The organism is Dyella caseinilytica (assembly GCF_016865235.1).
GTDB classification, from domain to species: Bacteria; Pseudomonadota; Gammaproteobacteria; order Xanthomonadales; family Rhodanobacteraceae; genus Dyella_B; species Dyella_B caseinilytica.
On record NZ_CP064030.1, the window covers coordinates 955,085 to 972,907 of the forward strand.

Annotated in this window: 14 protein-coding genes; 10 read left to right on the top strand and 4 right to left on the bottom strand. The window is 61.9% G+C overall.

What is annotated here, in order from left to right:
* The first annotated feature begins 103 nt into the window (after nucleotides 1-103).
* On the top strand, nucleotides 104-688 hold the full coding sequence (locus ISN74_RS03845; RefSeq protein ID WP_203546697.1) for a flagellar basal body-associated protein FliL: 585 nt from the start codon (nucleotides 104-106) through the stop codon (nucleotides 686-688).
* A gap of 67 nt (nucleotides 689-755) precedes the next feature.
* On the opposite strand, the gene ISN74_RS03850 is transcribed toward ISN74_RS03845, so the two are convergent.
* Nucleotides 756-1,616, bottom strand: coding sequence for a TonB family protein (locus tag ISN74_RS03850; RefSeq protein ID WP_188797555.1), 861 nt, complete (start codon nucleotides 1,614-1,616; stop codon nucleotides 756-758).
* Complete coding sequence (gene gshB, locus ISN74_RS03855; protein WP_188797557.1) at nucleotides 1,613-2,575, bottom strand: glutathione synthase; 963 nt, start codon at nucleotides 2,573-2,575, stop codon at nucleotides 1,613-1,615. Before gshB ends, ISN74_RS03850 begins: the two co-directional genes overlap by 4 nt.
* A gap of 496 nt (nucleotides 2,576-3,071) precedes the next feature.
* Here gshB and pilG point away from each other — a divergent pair, with 496 nt between their 5' ends.
* The 8 genes from pilG (at nucleotide 3,072) to ISN74_RS03895 (ending at nucleotide 15,004) form a co-directional block, all read left to right on the top strand.
* Nucleotides 3,072-3,428, top strand: coding sequence for a twitching motility response regulator PilG (pilG, locus tag ISN74_RS03860; RefSeq protein ID WP_188799497.1), 357 nt, complete (start codon nucleotides 3,072-3,074; stop codon nucleotides 3,426-3,428).
* 29 nt (nucleotides 3,429-3,457) lie between these two features.
* Nucleotides 3,458-3,829 carry a response regulator gene (locus tag ISN74_RS03865; RefSeq protein ID WP_188799498.1) on the top strand — a complete coding sequence of 124 codons (372 nt, stop codon included), beginning with the start codon at nucleotides 3,458-3,460 and terminating at the stop codon, nucleotides 3,827-3,829.
* A 7-nt stretch (nucleotides 3,830-3,836) separates the two neighbouring features.
* The gene (locus tag ISN74_RS03870; RefSeq protein ID WP_188799499.1) at nucleotides 3,837-4,391 is read left to right on the top strand and encodes a chemotaxis protein CheW; all 555 of its coding nucleotides are present in this window, start codon (nucleotides 3,837-3,839) and stop codon (nucleotides 4,389-4,391) included.
* 109 nt (nucleotides 4,392-4,500) lie between these two features.
* On the top strand, nucleotides 4,501-6,534 hold the full coding sequence (locus ISN74_RS03875; RefSeq protein WP_188797559.1) for a methyl-accepting chemotaxis protein: 2,034 nt from the start codon (nucleotides 4,501-4,503) through the stop codon (nucleotides 6,532-6,534).
* 74 nt (nucleotides 6,535-6,608) lie between these two features.
* Nucleotides 6,609-12,686, top strand: a complete 6,078-nt coding sequence (locus tag ISN74_RS03880) for an Hpt domain-containing protein (protein ID WP_188797561.1) — start codon at nucleotides 6,609-6,611, stop codon at nucleotides 12,684-12,686.
* A complete protein-coding gene (locus ISN74_RS03885; RefSeq protein ID WP_188797563.1) occupies nucleotides 12,679-12,879 on the top strand; it encodes a hypothetical protein in 201 nt (66 codons plus the stop codon). Before ISN74_RS03880 ends, ISN74_RS03885 begins: the two co-directional genes overlap by 8 nt.
* Nucleotides 12,876-14,531: a chemotaxis protein CheB gene (locus tag ISN74_RS03890; RefSeq protein ID WP_188797565.1), complete on the top strand. Its 1,656-nt coding sequence runs from the start codon at nucleotides 12,876-12,878 to the stop codon at nucleotides 14,529-14,531. Before ISN74_RS03885 ends, ISN74_RS03890 begins: the two co-directional genes overlap by 4 nt.
* The gene (locus ISN74_RS03895) at nucleotides 14,528-15,004 is read left to right on the top strand and encodes a chemotaxis protein CheW (RefSeq protein WP_188797567.1); all 477 of its coding nucleotides are present in this window, start codon (nucleotides 14,528-14,530) and stop codon (nucleotides 15,002-15,004) included. Before ISN74_RS03890 ends, ISN74_RS03895 begins: the two co-directional genes overlap by 4 nt.
* An 88-nt stretch (nucleotides 15,005-15,092) precedes the next feature.
* On the opposite strand, the gene ISN74_RS03900 is transcribed toward ISN74_RS03895, so the two are convergent.
* Nucleotides 15,093-15,827, bottom strand: a complete 735-nt coding sequence (locus ISN74_RS03900) for a 16S rRNA (uracil(1498)-N(3))-methyltransferase (RefSeq protein WP_188797568.1) — start codon at nucleotides 15,825-15,827, stop codon at nucleotides 15,093-15,095.
* Nucleotides 15,828-16,006: 179 nt separating this feature from the next.
* Here ISN74_RS03900 and ISN74_RS03905 point away from each other — a divergent pair, with 179 nt between their 5' ends.
* The gene (locus ISN74_RS03905) at nucleotides 16,007-16,324 is read left to right on the top strand and encodes a hypothetical protein (RefSeq protein ID WP_188797570.1); all 318 of its coding nucleotides are present in this window, start codon (nucleotides 16,007-16,009) and stop codon (nucleotides 16,322-16,324) included.
* A gap of 33 nt (nucleotides 16,325-16,357) precedes the next feature.
* On the opposite strand, the gene ISN74_RS03910 is transcribed toward ISN74_RS03905, so the two are convergent.
* Nucleotides 16,358-17,722 carry an adenosylmethionine--8-amino-7-oxononanoate transaminase gene (locus ISN74_RS03910; protein WP_188797572.1) on the bottom strand — a complete coding sequence of 455 codons (1,365 nt, stop codon included), beginning with the start codon at nucleotides 17,720-17,722 and terminating at the stop codon, nucleotides 16,358-16,360.
* Nucleotides 17,723-17,823 lie beyond the last annotated feature (101 nt).

Genomic DNA, 17,823 nt, shown 5'->3' on the forward strand with positions numbered 1-17,823 from the left:
GTGGCGGCTGAATATTGGCCTACGCAGGTTATCCGGGTGTCATCGCCGCGTGAGGTGGATCGTTATGCTGCTCTGTCACGTGTTACTGAAATGGAAACCCTCCATGAAACGTCTTGTCTGGCTGAGCTTGTTGCTACTGCTGCTGGTTCCGGCGCTTGCGAGCGCCAAGCATGATCATGGCGATGGCTTGGTCGATACCACGGTCATGATCATCCGCCACGCGGAAAAACCGGAAAGCGGCCCCGGCCTGACGCCGGAAGGCGAGGCGCGAGCACAGGCTTACGTCAGCTATTTCGAGCATTTCAATGTGAACGGCGCATCGATGGTGCCCAATGCGCTCTATGCCTCGGCGGATTCCAAATCCAGCATGCGCCCACGCCTCACCATCACGCCGTTGAGTCAGGCTCTGGGCTTGCCCCTCGACACCCGTTTTGCGGATAAGCAGACCAAGGAGATGGCGGACGCGCTGCGCAACGAAGCGCACGGCAATCATGTGTTGATCGCTTGGCACCACGGCGAGATCCCCAAGTTGATTCATGACCTGGGCGGTGATTCGTCGGCATTGATTCCGGGCGACAAGTGGCCGTCGGACGTGTTCGGCTGGGTGGTCGTGCTGCAGTATGACCACAAGGGAAAACTGGTTGCCTCGCAGGTGATCCACGAGCATTTGATGCCGGATGATCAGTGAAGTACGAAGCGGGATGAGTTGGGTTACGCGCGAACCCAACGACGAAAGCGGTTGATTCGGCGAACGCTTACCGCGTCTTCAGCACATCCCCTGGCTGAAACTGCCAGGTGCGCGTGATGTAGAGAATATCCACCTTTTCTTTGCTATCCGGTGGTAGCGGCGGGAAAGGCGCGCACAGTTTGACGATGGCTTCGGCAGCTTTGTCGATGACCTGCTGTCCAGAACTCTGTGTGATATCGATGCTGCGCACCGTGCCGTCGCGATTGAGGCCGACGGTAAGAATCACGTCGCCATGCAGATGTTGTTCGCGTGCCTGCTCAGGGTAATTGAGGTTGCCAACGCGTTCGATGCGGTCGACCCAGCCGCGCATATAGGCCGCATAGGCGTATTCCTTGGTGCTGGCCGAGATGAATTTCTTGTGCGGACGTTTGGCGTAAGCCTGGCTTTGGTCGCGCACTTCAGCGGCAAGCTGTGCGGCTTCCTGTTCAATGCGCGCCTCGTCGGCATTGGCGGCAGTATCACGCTCGTCCTTGGCGGTATCGCTGTTGACGCTGTAATCGGTGCTGCCGCTGGTGGTGACGATGCGCTGGTCAGTGGCCTGCTGTTGCGTCGGGGTGGCGGCATCCACGTGTTGTGGGGCGGTCCCCAGATCGGGCGTGGGGAGCAAGCCGGAGAATGGCTGCGAGGGGCGAGCGGATTTGTCGCTATCGCCTCCGCCCTTGTTATTCGCCTGGCCGAGGAAATCGGCCTTGTCGGGCGCTTCATTGTTGGCCACGTTGACCAAGGTCACGTCCAGCGTGGGCAGGGCAGGTCGCGTGGCGACGTAGGTCACCCCGATGCCGAACAGCAGCAGGCCATGAACCAGCAGCGAAAAGATGAAGGTGGCCCCGATCTTGTTATCGCCGGGACGGCGGGCAACGGCATTCACGCAGCAGAGTTCTCGATCGCGTCGAACAGCAATCCGGCAATATTAAGCCCGAACTGCTTGTCCAGTTCGCGCACGCAGGTCGGCGATGTGACGTTGATCTCGGTCAGGTAGTCGCCGATCACGTCCAGGCCCGCGAAGCGCAGGCCTCGGCGGCGCAGGTCGGGTGCGACCTCGGCAGCGATCCAGCGGTCGCGGTCGCTGAGCGGCACGCCTTCGCCGCGTCCGCCTGCAGCGAGGTTGCCGCGGAATTCATCGCCTTGCGGGATGCGCGCCAAGGCGTACGGCACCGGCTCGCCGTCGATCAGCAGGATGCGCTTGTCGCCGGCGCTGATCTGCGGAATGAACTTCTGTGCGATGGCGAACTGGCGGCCTTCACCATGCGAATTGCCGCCGATCAGCGTCTCCAGCATCGAGTTCAGGTTCTTGTCGCCCGCCTTGACCCGGAAGATGCCGCGTCCGCCCATGCCATCCAGCGGCTTGAGCACTGCATCGCCATGCTCGGCTACAAACCGGCGCAGCTCGGCGGGCTCGCGGGCGACCAGGGTAGGCGCCATGCATTGGGGAAAATGCGTGGCGAACAGTTTCTCGTTGCAATCGCGCAGCGCCTGCGGATTGTTGATGACTTGCACGCCGGCTCGCTGCGCGGCTTCCAGCACCATGGTGTCGTAGATGAACTGGGCGTCGACCGGTGGATCCTTGCGCATCAACACGGTGTTGAGTTCGCGCATATCGGTCCAGCGAGCGTCACCCAGGGTGAACCAGCCGGATGGATCGTCCTTCACGGTCAGCGGGCGCAGACGGGCCCAGGCGGTGCCGTCACGCAGGGCCAGGTCGCCCTGTTCCATGTAATAGAGCTGGTGGCCGCGGCGGCTGGCTTCCAGCAGCATGGCGAAGGTGGTGTCCTTGACGATCTTGATGGCGCTGATGGGGTCCATCAGGACGGCGACCGAGTGGGGCATGGGGATTCCGGCAACCAGGGGAGGAACGTGAATGGTCGCCGAGGTGGTCCGCGCGCGGCAAGGCGGCTTGCTCAGTCCCGTACAAGACAGAGGAGGGGTGACGGGGAAGTCCGCGGCAATGCGGCAAGCACCAGCAACCCCGACCCGGCCTTCCCGTGCCAGGCAAGGAAGGAAAGCATGTTCTTTGCATGGCTCAAGATTTGACGGTGATCAAGATCACGTTTGTGAAGATCGAGGAAACTAGAGGGGTAGGGGCTAACGTCGGCTGCCATAAGTGATTTTTCCTTGACGGAAGACCGTGCAGGCAGTAAACAGCAACGACGGAGCGCCCTGACGAAGAGCAGGCGCCTAGCTAAATGTTCTGCAGGATTTTTCATCTGCATCAGGGGGCGATCCTTGGTCGCCTACCGGGTGTCGTACCTGAGCCTGGGGCAGGCCGCAGGGGGGTTAAGTGAACTTGAACGTAGGTACGAACGGCTTGGCCGGTCTGAAGGTCATGGTTATTGATGACTCCAAGACCATCCGCCGCACGGCGGAAACCTTGCTTAAGAAGGAAGGCTGCGACGTGCTCACCGCCGTCGACGGCTTCGAAGCGCTGGCCAAGATCTCCGACCAGAAACCGTCGATCATCTTCGTGGACATCATGATGCCGCGACTCGACGGTTATCAGACGTGCGCGCTGATCAAGAACAATCCGCAATTCCGAGCGACGCCAGTGATCATGCTGAGCTCGAAAGACGGTTTGTTCGATAAGGCGCGTGGTCGCATTGTCGGCGCCGAGCAATATCTCACCAAGCCGTTCACGCGCGATGAACTGCTGGGCGCCATCCACCGCCATGTCACTACGGTTTAAGGCCGGTGAAGAGCTCTAAAGGGGGAGCTGTGGCAAACATTCTTATCATCGACGATTCGCCGACCGACGTGCGCGTGTTCACCACGATGCTCGAGCGTGCGGGGCACCGGGTCGATGCCGTCAACAATGCCGAGGACGGCATCGAGCGCGTGCGCGGCACGCGGCCCGATATCGTCATCATGGACGTCATCATGCCGGGCATAAACGGTTTCCAGGCCACGCGTACCTTGACGCGCGACCCGGAAACCTCGGGCGTGCCGATTGTGATCATCACCACCAAGTCGATGGAAACCGACCGGGTGTGGGGCATGCGCCAGGGAGCCAAAGCGTTTATCACCAAACCGGTGAACGAAAAGGAACTCCTGGCCTGCATCGACGAACTGCTGCAGAAGGCGGCCTGAGGTGAGCATGAGCGCGAGCATCGCCGAGCAGCCCCAGTCGCCCTTCGAGATCCTCGCCCGCTACGAGCGGCTGTCGTTGGCGCACGCGTCCGGCACGCAGGAGCGTTTCGAGGCGCCGGGCCTGTGGCGTGGCATCGGTTATCGCGCCGGCAGTCATCTGTTCGTCAGCGGTATCGAAGAGATTAACGAGCTGCTGGCGGTGCCGACGCTTACCCCCGTGCCCGGCACCAAGCCGTGGCTGCTGGGCGTGGCGAACGTGCGCGGCAACCTGATGCCGGTGATCGACCTGGCGCGTTTCCTGTTCAGTGAGCGCACGCTGCATTCGGAGCGAACGCGTTTGCTGGTGGTGCGCCAGGGCAATGGCAACGTGGCGCTGATGGTGGACGAAGTGTTCGGCCAGCGCACCGTGGACGCGGAACAACGCCGCGGCGCGGAGCCGGAAGAAGATCCGCGCTTGGCTCGCTTCGTCGACGACCGGGTGGACGTCGACGGGCAGCGACTGGCGTTGTTCAGCATGGGCAGGCTGGTGCGTGCGCCCGATTTTCGACAGGCCGCTGCCTGATGGAATGCGGGGGACCGGTGCCGAGTGTGGCCGGATGAGGAGCGTGGGCTCCGGTTTTTCTTGACCGGCGGGTAGGTGGCCGGTGTGCAGTAACGGATGAGGTGAAGACATGAGCACTACAGGGGGCGTCGGCAAGGAACGGGGATACACCATCCTTATCGTCTTGCTGGTGGTTTCGATCGGCTTCGCGGCCATCGACTTCGTACTACTCAACCTCAAGAACGGCGAAGACCGCCAAGCGATCGCGTTGACCACGCAGATCCAGGTGTTGTCGCAGCAGACGGCCAAGTACGCGCTGGAAGCGTCCGGCGGTAACCCCGACTCGTTCGCCGAGCTGGAGAACGCGCGCGACACCATCGATTCGGCCGTGCAGCGCCTGGTCAACGGCGACACCAAGACCGGCATGAAGCCCTATGCCGACAAGAACACGACTCCGACTGGTCGTTCGGTCAGCAAGCTTGCCGATGCGTGGAAGCAGCTCGACGGCGATATCGGCAGGATTCTTTCCAATAAGGCCACGGTGCTCGATTCCTCGCAGCGCGCCGACGACCTTTCCAAGCAGTTGCCACTGCTCAACTCCAACATGGAGCAGGTGGTCAACATCTTGCAGCAGCGCAAGGGCACCAGCGCCGATGAAATGCTCGGCGCTTCGCGCCAGATGGTGCTGGCCGACCGTATCATTCGCCGTGTGCAGGAGGTGTTGCAGGGTGGCGAATCCGAACAGGCTTCTGCCGATGGCCTCTCACGTGACGCCCAGAACTACGGCGAAGTGCTGAACGGCCTGCTGCAAGGTAACCAGGGTATCGGTGTGCAGCAGATCGGCGACGCCAATGCGCGCAAGATCATGGAGCAGATGCAGGGTGACTGGAACAAGCTCAGCGACCCCGTCGCCAAGCTCGCAGCCGCCGCCAGCAACATCGCCGAAGTGAAGAGCGCCGGCAACCAGGCCTCGCTGGATTCATCCAATGTGCTGTTGCGCGCGAACGACCTGGCCGACCAGATCGGTCAGCTGCCGGTGCGTCGCTTGTTCCCGAACGTTGGCTGGGGTGTGGTCGGCGCGATCGGCGCCGTAGCCTTCGCCATCCTGCTGGTTATCCAGCTCGTCGGCGACCAGCGCCGCCGCTTCCGCGAAAGTACCGAGCTCAACCAGCGTAACCAGGAGGCGATCATGCGCCTGCTGGACGAAATGGGTTCGCTCGCCGAAGGTGACCTGACGGTGAAAACCACCGTGTCCGAGGACATCACGGGCGCCATCGCCGACTCGGTGAACTACGCTATCGACGAATTGCGCACCCTGGTGACGACGATTAACGAAACCTCCGAGCAGGTATCGTCCTCGGCCCAGGAAACGCAGACCACCGCTCGCCACCTGGCCGATGCCGCGCAGAACCAGGCGCATCGCATCAGCACGGCGACCACCGCGATCAACCAGATCGCAAGCTCGATGGACGACGTGTCGAAGAACTCCGCCGAATCGGCCGACGTGGCCGAACGCTCGGTGCAGATCGCCTCGCACGGCGCGGAAGTGGTGCGCGAAACGATTTCCGGCATGGACTCGATTCGCGACCAGATCCAGGAAACATCCAAGCGAATCAAGCGCCTGGGTGAGTCGTCGCAGGAAATCGGCTCCATCGTGGAACTGATTAACGACATTGCCGAGCAAACCAACATCCTCGCCTTGAACGCCGCCATCCAGGCGGCCTCGGCAGGTGAAGCAGGCCGCGGTTTCGCGGTGGTGGCGGACGAAGTGCAGCGCCTCGCGGAACGCTCCGCGAGCGCGACGAAGCGAATCGAAACATTGGTGCAGACGATTCAGTCCGACACCAATGAAGCAGTCAATTCTATGGAGCAGACCACCGCGGAAGTGGTGGCCGGTGCCCGCAAGGCGGAAGACGCGGGCAGTGCGCTAGGTGACATTGAGCGCGTTTCGCACGATCTGTCTGCGCTGATTCAGAACATCTCCGCCGCGGCACGTCAGCAATCCATCGCCGCGACGGATATTTCGCAATCCATGAATGCAATCCAGGAAATCACCTCGCAGACGTCACAAGGCGCAAGCCAAACGGCGGAATCGATTGGTTATCTGGCGCAATTGGCTAGCGATCTGCGCCGTTCGGTGGCGCACTTCAAGCTGCCGGGTTGATATCGGGCCATAACAACGAGGGCAACCTCGACGGTTGCGTGATGCGTCAATAACGCAACCGCTGAGGGGGGCGCATGAGACTTCAAGACCACATCGATTTCACAACCCTGCAATGGGTCAAGCCCGAGCTTGACGAAACGCTTGCGCTCGCGCGCCAGGCGCTGGAGTCCTACGTCGACAACCCCGGCGAGCGCCAAGTCATGCGCTCCTGCGCGGACAACCTCCACCAAGTGCAAGGCACCTTGCGCATGGTCGAGTTGTACGGCGCCGCGATGGTTGCCGAGGAGATGGAAACACTCGCCATCTCGCTGTTGGAAGACCACGTTCGTAATCGCGAGGATGCCTACGCTGCGTTGATGCGCGGCCTGATGCAGTTGCCCGATTACCTGGAGCGTCTCTCCAGCGGTCATCGCGATGTACCGGTGGTGCTGCTGCCGCTGCTCAACGAGCTGCGAGCCAGCCGCGAGCAGGAAGCATTGAGCGAATCGGCGCTGTTCACGCCCAACCTCGACGCACCACTGCCTCCGCAAGCGCCGCCTGCTGCAAATCCTGTCGACGCACAGCGCAACAAGGCCGATATTGGCGAACTGCGCCTGCATTTCCAGCAGCAGATGCTGGCTTGGTTCCGTGGTCAGGGCGCGCAGCATCAGCTGGCCGCCATGCGCAAGACGCTGACCGCCATCACCGCGCGCTGCGAAACCATTCCGGGCCGCCGTCTGTGGTGGATCGCCGCCGGCGTGCTGGAGGGTCTCGATCACGGCATGCTCAAGAATCACGCCGCCGAGGTGCGCCAGCTGATCGGCCGCGTCGACCGCAGCATTCGCCAACTCATCGAGCAGGGCGAGAACAACCTGCAGGGCGGCGATGCCGACGATCTGGCGCGCAAACTGCTCTACATCGTGGCGCAGTCCAAGCAGCGCAGTCCGCAGATGGCGCTGCTGGCCCAGGCCTACAACCTCGACGGTCTGGTGCCGGACGAGGCCGAACTGGAACATGCCCGCGGCTCGATGGCCGGCCACAACCGTGCCTTGCTCGATTCCGTGGCACGCGCGCTGAAGGACGATCTGCTGCGCGTGAAGGAATCACTGGATCTGTTCCTGCGCCAGGCCGATGCCGATCCGTCGCAGTTGGGCGCACAGGCTGAAGTGCTGGAGCGTGTCGGCGATACGCTGGGCATGCTGGCGCTCAATGTGCCGCGCCGGGTGATCAATGAACAGCGGCGCGTGCTGGAAGAAGTCGCCAGCCGCCTGCGCAGTCCTGACGAAGAGTCGTTGCTCGACGTTGCCGGTGCATTGCTTTACGTCGAAGCCTCGCTGGACGATCACATCGAAAGCCTGGGCTCGGAAAGCGCGCCGGCCGACGAACACACGCCTGCCATGCTTCCGCGCAGCGAAGCTCGCCACATCCTCGCCACGTTGATGAACGAGGCCGTCGCCAACACCGGCAAGGTGAAGGGCGGCATCGTGGCCTTCGTGGAATCGGGTTGGCAGCACGAGCAGCTCAATGGCATGCCGGCGTTGATGGACGAAGTGGCCGGCGCCATGCGCATGCTGTCGTCGCCGCGTCCGGCGCAGATCGCCGAAGGCGTTGGCCGCTTTATCGGCAATGAATTGTGTGTCGATCAGCGTGTGCCGAGCAGCGCACAGATGGATCAGCTCGCTGATGCACTGGCTGCTCTGGAGTATTACCTCGAAGCCGCACGCGAGCATCGCGGTGGTCTCGACCACATTCTGGATGTTGCCGAACACAGCCTGGGTGGTCTGGGTTATTGGCCGCCACCGCTGGCCAAGGCCTTGCCGGAGCCGGTCGAAGAAACCCATGCACATACCGAAGCACCTGCGCCGACCTTGAACGAACCGGTCAGCGTGACGCATGGCGAAGACGCCACGGCACTGTTTCTCGGCAGCAGCGAAACACCAGTGCCGCACGCGCACGACGTCACCGGTCTGCATCTGGTCGAGACCGAAAGCCGTACGCATACGCCGGTCGAGAGCGAAGGCGACGACTGGGTCGAGATCGAGGAAGAAGTCGAGGAGCAGGTGGCTTCTGCCGATCCGCTCGCGGCAACTGCAGGCTTCCAGGCCAGCACCGAAGGCATCGACGACGACATCCGTGAAATCTTCCTGGAAGAAATGCAGGAAGAGATCAACAACCTGCGCCAGACGCAGCACGTGTGGATGACGGACCCGGCCCAGATCGCGTCACTGACACCGATCCGCCGTTCGTTCCACACGCTCAAAGGCTCCGGTCGCCTGGTCGGCGCCAGCACGCTGGGTGAATTCGCCTGGCGCGTGGAGAACATGCTCAATCGCGTGCTCGATGGCACCATCCAGCCGCACGAAGGTGTGCAGGCGGTGGTGGGTCACGCCATTGAGGCACTGCCGCAACTGTTGGCGATGCTTAAGGATGGCGTGCTGCCGACTGCACCGCTCAGCGCCATCATGCAAGCCGCCGATCAGTTGGCTGCAGGCGAGCAGGCCAGCGTGAATCAGTTTGTTTCCAGCGACGGCGTCCAAACCGTGCGTCGCGTCGTGCGCCGTCGTGTGCCGCGCACAGAAGCCGCGATCGAGGCGATTCCTGCCGCCACGCACACCGATCATTCCGTGGCTGCGACACAGCCCGTCGAGGAAGTAGCCGCATTCGCTCAAGCGATTCACGAGCCTGTGCTGCCGCCCGTCGATCCGGTATTGCTGGAAATCCTGCGCAGCGAAGTGGCGCAGTATCTGCAGATCATCCGCAATGCGGCGAACTTCGCCGAGGGCGAGCTGCCGGTCGAAGATGGCCTGCTGCGTGCCGTGCACACCTTGCACGGTGCGATCGCGATGGTCGAAATCCCGCTGCTGATGCACTTGCTATCGCCACTGGAGAGCTTGCTCAAGCGCTTGCGCGCAGCGGGTCAACCGCTGTCGATCGAAGGCGTGCGCCTGTTGCGCCAGAGTGCCGATGTGGTCGACGAGGTGATGACACAGTTTGACGTGTCCAATCCGCAGTTGCCGGATGCGTCCGCACTTATCGAGCGTCTGGAACAGCTGCGCGATCACCAGCCCGAGCCGCAAATGGCGCATGTGGTATTCGAGCCGCATCATGTCGAACCGGCAGCGGTCGCACACGAACCTGCGCATCTCGAATTCAACGAGCCGGCTGACGCGGCACACGAAGCGCCGGTCGACGGCGCCGAAACCGCACAAGCGGAAGAAGCCGCCCATCACGATGAGCCGGTGCTCGACGAAAACGAAGCCGAGCTGCTCGCTTTGCTTTCCGCACACGAGCCGGAAGAAGCTGCCGAATCGCTGGATCAGGAAGCGGTCGAGCCGCCAGCGCAACACGAACCCGAGTCCAGCGCGGAAGAGGATGACTTTGCCGCACTGCTTGCCAGCCTCGAGGCGCTGGAGCCGGAGCATCACGCCACAGCGTTGCTGGGCGAAGAAACCACGTCTGTTGAGCATCACCTCGACGTGGAACATCCGGCCGCCAACGAACCGATCGACGACACAGCGATCCACGCGCTGTTGAACGAAACGCCTGCGACTGCGGATGCCGGCAAGGTAGAAGAAACAGCCGTCGACGAAGCGCACCACATTGAACATGCGGTTGATGAACCTGTTGCCGAAACGTCACATGACGTTGAGCCTGCTGCTGTCGAGGAAACGTCGTTCGAAGCGGAACCAGCTGTTGCCGAAACCACACACGAAACGGAATCGGTTGCCGCAGACCATGTCGAACACGAGGCCGTGGAAGCGGCTTCGGCAGGCGAGCTGATCAGCTTCGGCCACATCGACCCCGATCTGCTGGAAATCTTCAGCGAGGAAGCGCGCGAAATTCTCGATGATGCCGACGGCGTGCTGGCCAAGTGGCATGCCGAGCCGACCGAGGTCTCGCACATGAACGGGTTGCTGCGTGCGCTGCATACCCTTAAGGGTGGTGCGCGCATTGCCGGTGTGACGCCGGTGGGTGACCTCAGTCACGCAATCGAAAGCTTGCTCGAGCGCTCGCACAACATCGATCCGCAACACACCGTCCCGCTGATCGGCACGCTCGAGGCGGCCTTCGATCAGATGCATGGACTCGTGCAGCGCGTGTCGCAAGGTAGGCCGATTGCCTATCCGCAGACGATGATCGAACTGCTGCAAGGTGGTGCTGAAACCGCTGCGCCAGCCCATGAAACCGCTACCGAAGCACCGGCGCTGGAACAGCACGTCGAAGCACCGGCACCACAACCTGTGTCGGTGCTCGATCTGCCGTCGCTGCTGCCTGCTGAAGAGGCGCAGACCGAAGATACGGGCCGCATAGCGCAAGAACAGATCCGCGTTCGCGCCGATTTGCTCGACAGCCTCGTCAACAACGCAGGCGAAGTCGCTATCTACCGTTCACGTCTGGAGCAGCAGGTTTCGGCCTACCGCTTCAACTTGGTCGAACTGGAACAGACGGTGTCGCGTCTGCGCGGCCAGCTGCGCATGCTGGAAATTGAAACCGAAGCGCAGATCATCGCGCGCTTCCAGCGCGAACACCGCGAAGCCGGCATCGGTGTGTTCGATCCGCTCGAGCTCGACCGCTTCTCCCAGCTACAGCAGTACTCGCGTGCGCTGGCCGAATCGGTATCGGACTTGGTGTCGATCCAGAACATGCTGGACGAACTGACCCGTCAGGCCGAAACACTGCTGATCCAGCAGTCACGCGTCAGTTCGGAACTGCAGGAAGGCTTGCTGCGCACGCGCATGCTGCCATTCGACACAATGGTGCCGAATCTTCGCCGTACTTTGCGCCAAGCGGCGCAGGAAGAAGGCAAGAGCGCCCAGCTGTATGTGGAGGGCGCGCACGGCGAAATGGACCGCAACCTGCTCGATCGCATCAAGGCGCCGTTCGAGCACATGCTGCGCAACGCCGTGGCACACGGTATCGAATCACCGGAAGAACGTCGCAAGGCGGGCAAGTCGGAAGAGGGGGCTGTGCGCATCCGCGTGGCGCGCGAAGCGACCGAGGTGGTCATTCGCGTCAGCGACGACGGCCGCGGCCTGGATCGCGAGGCGATCCGCAAGCGCGCCATTGAACGCGGCCTGGTGCGTTCGGAAACCCGCCTCAGTGACGACCAGTTGCTGGCGCTGATCACCCAGACTGGCTTTTCCACCGCCAGCACCGTCACCCAGCTTGCCGGCCGCGGCGTGGGCATGGACGTGGTGGCCAACGAGATCAAATCGCTGGGTGGTTCGCTGGCGATCGAATCGCGTCAGGGCGAAGGCACCACCTTCGTGCTGCGCCTGCCATTCACGCTTGCGGTAACGCAGGCAATCCTGGTGCGCATCGGCGAATCCAACTTTGCGATCCCCATGACCTCGGTGCAGGGTGTGGCTCGTATCACGCCGGACGAACTCGCCCAGCGGCTGGCAGAAGGCGATTCGCAGTTCGAGTACAACGGCGAGGATTACAGCATCCACGATCTGGCCGAGCTGCTTGGTCTGACGTCCAGCCATCTGGGCGATGAAGAACAACTGCCTCTGCTATTGACTCGTTCGGGCGAACTGCGCGCTGCGATCCGCATCGACGCCGTGATCGGCTCGCGCGAAATCGTGGTGAAGTCGGTCGGTCCGCAGGTCAGCTCGGTGCCGGGCATCCTCGGCGCCACCATCATGGGCGATGGTTCGGTGTTGGTGATTCTGGATCTGGCTCCGCTGGTGCGTCATGGTCTCAACCGCCGTGAGCAGCGCCTGGCCGAAGGTGCAGAGTATGCAACTGTGGCGCCGGTGGTTATTGAAGATGTACGCACCCGCCCACTGGTGATGGTGGTGGACGATTCGATCACCATGCGCAAGGTCACCGGCCGTGTACTGGAGCGTCACGAATTCGAAGTGGAAACCGCGAAAGACGGTCTGGACGCGATCGAGAAACTGCACGAGCGTGTGCCCGACCTGATGTTGCTCGATATCGAGATGCCGCGCATGGACGGCTACGAACTGGCGATCCAGATGAAGGCCGACCCGCGCTTCCGCGGCGTGCCGATCATCATGATCACCTCACGTACCGGCGAAAAGCATCGCCAACGCGCTTTCGATATCGGCGTCGAACGTTACCTCGGCAAGCCCTATCAGGAAGCGGAGTTGTTGGCACAGATCAGCGAAGTATTGGAGCAGCATGCGCAGGAGCCGGTGGATGAGTAAGAACCTGTTCTCATACGCCAACCACCCCGTGCCGGATCTGTTTGCCCACATGGCTGCGTCATCACTCAGTCGTGTATCGACATACATTCCTTCCTCGCTCCTCAAAGCCGAGCACATCCGTGTGCTCTCTCCGCGTGCGTTCTTCCTTGCCCTGCGTGCAAACAGCTTCCGCCGCGGGGTGGTCGGAGTATGAGGACGGATTCAAAGCACATCGCGCTCTTCTTTGATGATGCTGAACTGGGTAGTCATCTGCGCGCCGCACTTTCCGAACACGGTGCACAGATTGCGCACGAAGGTCCGCTGAGCAGTTTCGACGAAACGAAACTGCGGCAGTCCAGTGTGGATGTGCTGGTGGTGAATCTCGACGATGCCGTGGATGATGCGACGCTCGATCGCATCTACGGTTTGATCGAATCCGGAGACATCCCGGTGGTGTTCAACGATGCGCAGGCCAGCCGCAGTCTGGAAGGCTGGGATCGCGCGCGCTGGGCGCGTCATCTGGCGGCCAAGGCGCTCGACAGCGGCAGCATCGATCCGCCACGCCCTGACAATGCGCGCGAGATCGAGGCGCCCGTTGCCGTGCCCGTGTACGAAGAATCTGTCGTAGAGCCGGTAGCGTCTTTGCCCCCGGACGAACCAGCACTGGAGGCGTTCGCGGATACGCAGACCGAAGAGCTCCCACTGGTGCACGACGAGTCAGCACCCGATACGGAAACGCTGGCGGCGGAACTGGAAGCCTTGCTGGCTTCGGACGAAACCACGGAGCACACTGAAAGCGAATTCGGCTCCGGCCTGAAATACAGCGCCGAGGATGACGTGCCGGCGCTGCACGACGACTTCAGCTGGGATGAACCCGTTTCTCACGAAGCATCGGCAGAGCCGGCGCCTTCAGAAGCTCCGGCCCCGGTGGAAAGCAAGCCGTCGTTCCAGATCAATCTGGATCATCTCGCCCTCGCCGATATTGACGAGGCGTTTACCGCGCCCGTGATTGAAAAAGCCACGCTGGCGCAGCAAACACCGACGCCCGCGGTACCGGAATGGGGGTTTGTGGATGAGGAAACTGCCGCCGCTACCGCGGAGTCTTCCAAGAGCGATCAGCCGTTCGGTGTCGAGAAGCTCAGCGCAGCGGACTATCTGGCTCCGGACGTCGAGCACGTCGACGAAGACGAACTACCCATCCAACCCGGCATGAGCCTGGAACTGGTGTCGATGGAAGAAGCCGTCGCGCTCAAGCACGAATATCAGCCTTACGAAGCACACCTGCACGAGCTGGATACCGCGTTTTCGCACTTGCTGGTACTCGGTGCGGCGCGCGGTAGTCAGGCTTCGCTCGCCAGCTTCCTCGCTGAGTTGCCCACCGACATCAAGCTGCCGATTCTGTTGACCCAGCATCATGCCGAGAGTGCGGCCGAGCAACTCGTCCAGTCGCTGGCCGCGCGCAGCGCGTTGCCGGTGAAGGTGGCTGCGACAGGGGCACGGGCTCACAATGGCGAAGTGTTGGTGGTGCCACGCGGACAGCAAGTGCGCGTGTTGCGCGATGGTCGCGTGGAACTGACGGCCACCAGCGATGACAGCAATGAACAGGCGCCTTCCATCGACAGCAGTTTCACGATGGCAGCCAACGTGTTTGGGCGCGATGCGCTGGCGATCGTCTTCGCTGGCGATGCCACTGATGCAGTGGCCGGCGCGCAAGCTATCCATGACCGTGGCGGACAGGTTTGGGTCGAATCGTCCGCCAGCGATCACTACTCCGATATGGTCCATGGCGTGCTGGCCGAGCGGCTGGCCAGTTTCTCCGGCTCTCCCCAAGAGCTCGCAGTACGCCTGGTTGAGGACTTCCGATGAGCGAACAGCCACTACCCCGTGAAATCCGTTGCGTCTTGGTGCCGGTCGGCAATCTACGCCTGCTGCTGCCCAACGCCACGGTGGCCGAAGTCATCACGCTCGCCACGCCTGAGCCGGTTGCCGGCGCACCGGAATGGCTGGTCGGACGCATTGCATGGCGCGGCTGGCGAGTGCCGCTGGTCTCTTTCACCAAGCTGGCCGGTGCGCAGGAAGGCGATACCGAACTGAGTGTGCGCGTCGCCGTACTCAAAGCGCTCGGCGACAACCCGGAATTGCCATTCGTGGCGGTGCTTACCCAGGGTTTTCCGCGTCTGACCACGCTCAACGCGGAACTGATCATTCCCACCCACGATGGCAAGGCATTGCCGCGTGGTGTGAAGGCGCAAGTGTTGGTGCGCGATGACGTGGCGGTGATTCCGGATCTGGAAGGGATCGAGAACGAAGTCTACGAATTGCTGCAGCAAGCGAGCTGAGAATTTAGGCCGGGGTTGGGTGACGCCGCGCTAAACGAATCTCAAGCGGCGCAACATTCAACCTCGCGCGCGCCGCACCACATTAAAATCACAAATCGCCATGCAGCGCCTGCAATGCAGCAAGCGCCGCCAGTCCCGCTGTTTCGGTGCGCAGAATCCGCGGCCCAAGCCGCAAGCCCTCAAATCCGGCGTCCTGCAGCGCTGCGATATCTCGATCACCCAGGCCACCTTCCGGCCCAACCACCAGCCATCCGCCTGCTTCGCCAAAACGCAGTTCCCGCGCTTGCAGCGTACCTTCAGGCAGTAGCGCCAGACGCTGTGCTCCATCATCGGGGAGACTCTTCAGCCATTCCTGTAGCGTTTGCGCCGGCGTGATTTCTGGCACGCAAACCCGCCCGCTCTGTTCACAGGCGCTCGAAGCCACCGCGCGCCAGTGCAGCAGACGCTTTTCCGCGCGCGAGGCATCCAATTTCACTTCGGAGCGTTCCGTAAACAACGGCACGATGCGGGCGACGCCAAGTTCCGTCGCTTTTTGCACGATCAGGTCCATCTTCTCGCCGCGTGCTACACCCTGCGCCAGGGTCAGTTTGAGTGGTGACTCGTTGCGGATCTGTTCGCGATCCTCAATACGTGCCGTGACATCGCGCTTGCCGACGGAGAGCAAGGTGGCGGCGTAGTCGTAACCGTCGCCATTGAACAACGTCAGCATATCCCCGGCATTCATGCGCAAGACGCGCGTCACGTGTTCGGCGGCCTGCTGCGGGAGAACCACTTCGGCGGCCAGTGACAAGGGTTGTTCGACGTGGATGCGGGTGCTGCGCATGCAGGTTCGTGTTAAGGAAATGACCGTTCAGCATACAACTTGTCGTGGCTGACTGTTCATTCACGTGAACGTGAATGGCAGTCTTTGCTGCCGCACCTTGCGGCGGGCGGGGCGCCGTATCAGGATGAGTATCAACCCTCAGGAGGCTCGTCTCCCCCTCTGCGAGCAAGGAGGTTGCCATGTCCAAGATCATTTCCGTTGCCATTCTGCTGGCAGCTGCCGGTTTCGCCACCGCAGCGCGCGCCGCTCCCCAGAATGCGTCGGCTCCCCAACAGCCTGCGGCAACAACGCCGGCTTCGTCCAACCATTCGCCGGTGAAGCCCGGTGATCGCAATTGCATTCGCGATACCGGCAGCCTGATCCCGGCCAAGAAAGGTGAGTGCCTGCCTGTTACGGGTCGGTCCTACAGCAAGCAGGACATCGACAGCACGGGCAAAACCACGATCGGCCCGGCGCTGCAGCAGTTGGACCCGAGCATCACGGTGCATGGCCACTGATCGGCACCAAATCGCGGGTTGCAAGCGTTGGTTCTAGTCTTTTACCGCGAGCGCGATGCCTTCTATCGCGATACGTACAAGCTGATCGATATCGCTTTCGCTCACCACGTACGGCGGCATGAAATAGATGATGTTGCCTAGCGGTCGCAACAGCGCGCCGTTTTCCAGGCCGTGCAGGTAAACACGCTGACCACGCCGTTGTTCGGCAGGGAAGGGACGGCGCGTTGCTTTATCCGCGACCAGCTCCACGGCTGCAATCATGCCTTGCTGACGGACATCTGCGACATACGGATGGTCACGCAACGGTGCCAGCTTCTGCGCAAGATGCACTGATAGAACGCGATTGCGCTCCAGCACCGGTTCATCGCGAAAGATCGCCAGCGTTTCCAATGCCGCGCGGCAGGCGAGTGGGTTGCCGGTGTAGCTGTGCGAATGCAGGAACGCCTTGCCCGCGTTGTATTCGGCGTAAAACGCCTCATAGACATGCTGCGTCGTCAGTACGACCGAAAGCGGCAAGGTGCCGCCGGTCAATCCCTTCGACAGACACATGAAGTCAGGTGCAACGCCGGCCTGCTCACACGCGAACATCGTTCCCGTGCGGCCAAAACCCACCGCGATTTCATCGGCGATGAAATGCACGTTGTATTCATTGCACAGCTTGCGCAGTCCAGTGAGATAGCTGGGGTGATACATGCGCATGCCGCCCGCGCATTGCACCAGCGGTTCGACGATCACCGCGCAGGTTTCATGTGCATGCTGTTCGAGTAGCTCACGCATGGTAGCGAGTCGACGTGTTGCTGTTTGCTCGGGTGATTCGCCGGGTTCGCCTTCGTAGGCGTCCGGGGATGGCGCGAGAAAGGGCGTCAACAGCAAGGGCGCGTAGGTCTTGCGATAGAGCGCCACATCGCTCACCGACAGCGCGCCCAGCGTTTCGCCGTGGTAGCTGCCGGTCAAGGCGATGAAGCGCGTTTTCTCGCCGTGACCTTGATTGAGCCAGTAGTGAAAGCTCATCTTCAGTGCCACTTCGATGGCAGCGGAACCATTGTCCGCAAAGAACACTTTTTCCAGTCCGGCCGGCGTGATCTTCACCAGCTGCTCAGCCAACTCGATGGCCGGAGGATGGGTAAAACCAGCGAAAATCACGTGTTCCAGCGTCTTTGCCTGCTCGGCCAAACCCGCCGCGATACGCGGATTGGCGTGGCCGAACAGGTTGGTCCACCAGGAGCTGATACCGTCGAGATAACGGCGGCCTTCGGCATCGATCAGCCATGGGCCTTCGCCGCGAACGATGGGCACCATGGGCACGTGTTCGTGGTCGTGCATCTGGGTGCAGGGGTGCCAGATGTGCTGGAGATCGCGGCGGGCGAGAGCGGTGTTGGCGTCGTGGGGCTGGGTCATCCGGCTATGATCGGGGTATTGACCGGTTGCCTCAAGAGCATGGAGATGCCTCAGCGTCATTCCGGCCTGCGCCGGAATGACGCTGAGACTGTCTGGGGCTT

Coding starts and splice junctions, on each gene's coding strand:
- ISN74_RS03870 (WP_188799499.1), top strand. CDS start 3,837: ATGAGCGCGAGCATCGCCGAGCAGCCCCAGTCGCCCTTCGAGATCCTC.
- ISN74_RS03875 (WP_188797559.1), top strand. CDS start 4,501: ATGAGCACTACAGGGGGCGTCGGCAAGGAACGGGGATACACCATCCTT.
- ISN74_RS03880 (WP_188797561.1), top strand. CDS start 6,609: ATGAGACTTCAAGACCACATCGATTTCACAACCCTGCAATGGGTCAAG.
- ISN74_RS03885 (WP_188797563.1), top strand. CDS start 12,679: ATGAGTAAGAACCTGTTCTCATACGCCAACCACCCCGTGCCGGATCTG.
- gshB (WP_188797557.1), bottom strand. CDS start 2,575: ATGCCCCACTCGGTCGCCGTCCTGATGGACCCCATCAGCGCCATCAAG.
- pilG (WP_188799497.1), top strand. CDS start 3,072: ATGGTTATTGATGACTCCAAGACCATCCGCCGCACGGCGGAAACCTTG.
- ISN74_RS03905 (WP_188797570.1), top strand. CDS start 16,007: ATGTCCAAGATCATTTCCGTTGCCATTCTGCTGGCAGCTGCCGGTTTC.
- ISN74_RS03845 (WP_203546697.1), top strand. CDS start 104: ATGAAACGTCTTGTCTGGCTGAGCTTGTTGCTACTGCTGCTGGTTCCG.
- ISN74_RS03910 (WP_188797572.1), bottom strand. CDS start 17,722: ATGACCCAGCCCCACGACGCCAACACCGCTCTCGCCCGCCGCGATCTC.
- ISN74_RS03895 (WP_188797567.1), top strand. CDS start 14,528: ATGAGCGAACAGCCACTACCCCGTGAAATCCGTTGCGTCTTGGTGCCG.
- ISN74_RS03900 (WP_188797568.1), bottom strand. CDS start 15,827: ATGCGCAGCACCCGCATCCACGTCGAACAACCCTTGTCACTGGCCGCC.
- ISN74_RS03890 (WP_188797565.1), top strand. CDS start 12,876: ATGAGGACGGATTCAAAGCACATCGCGCTCTTCTTTGATGATGCTGAA.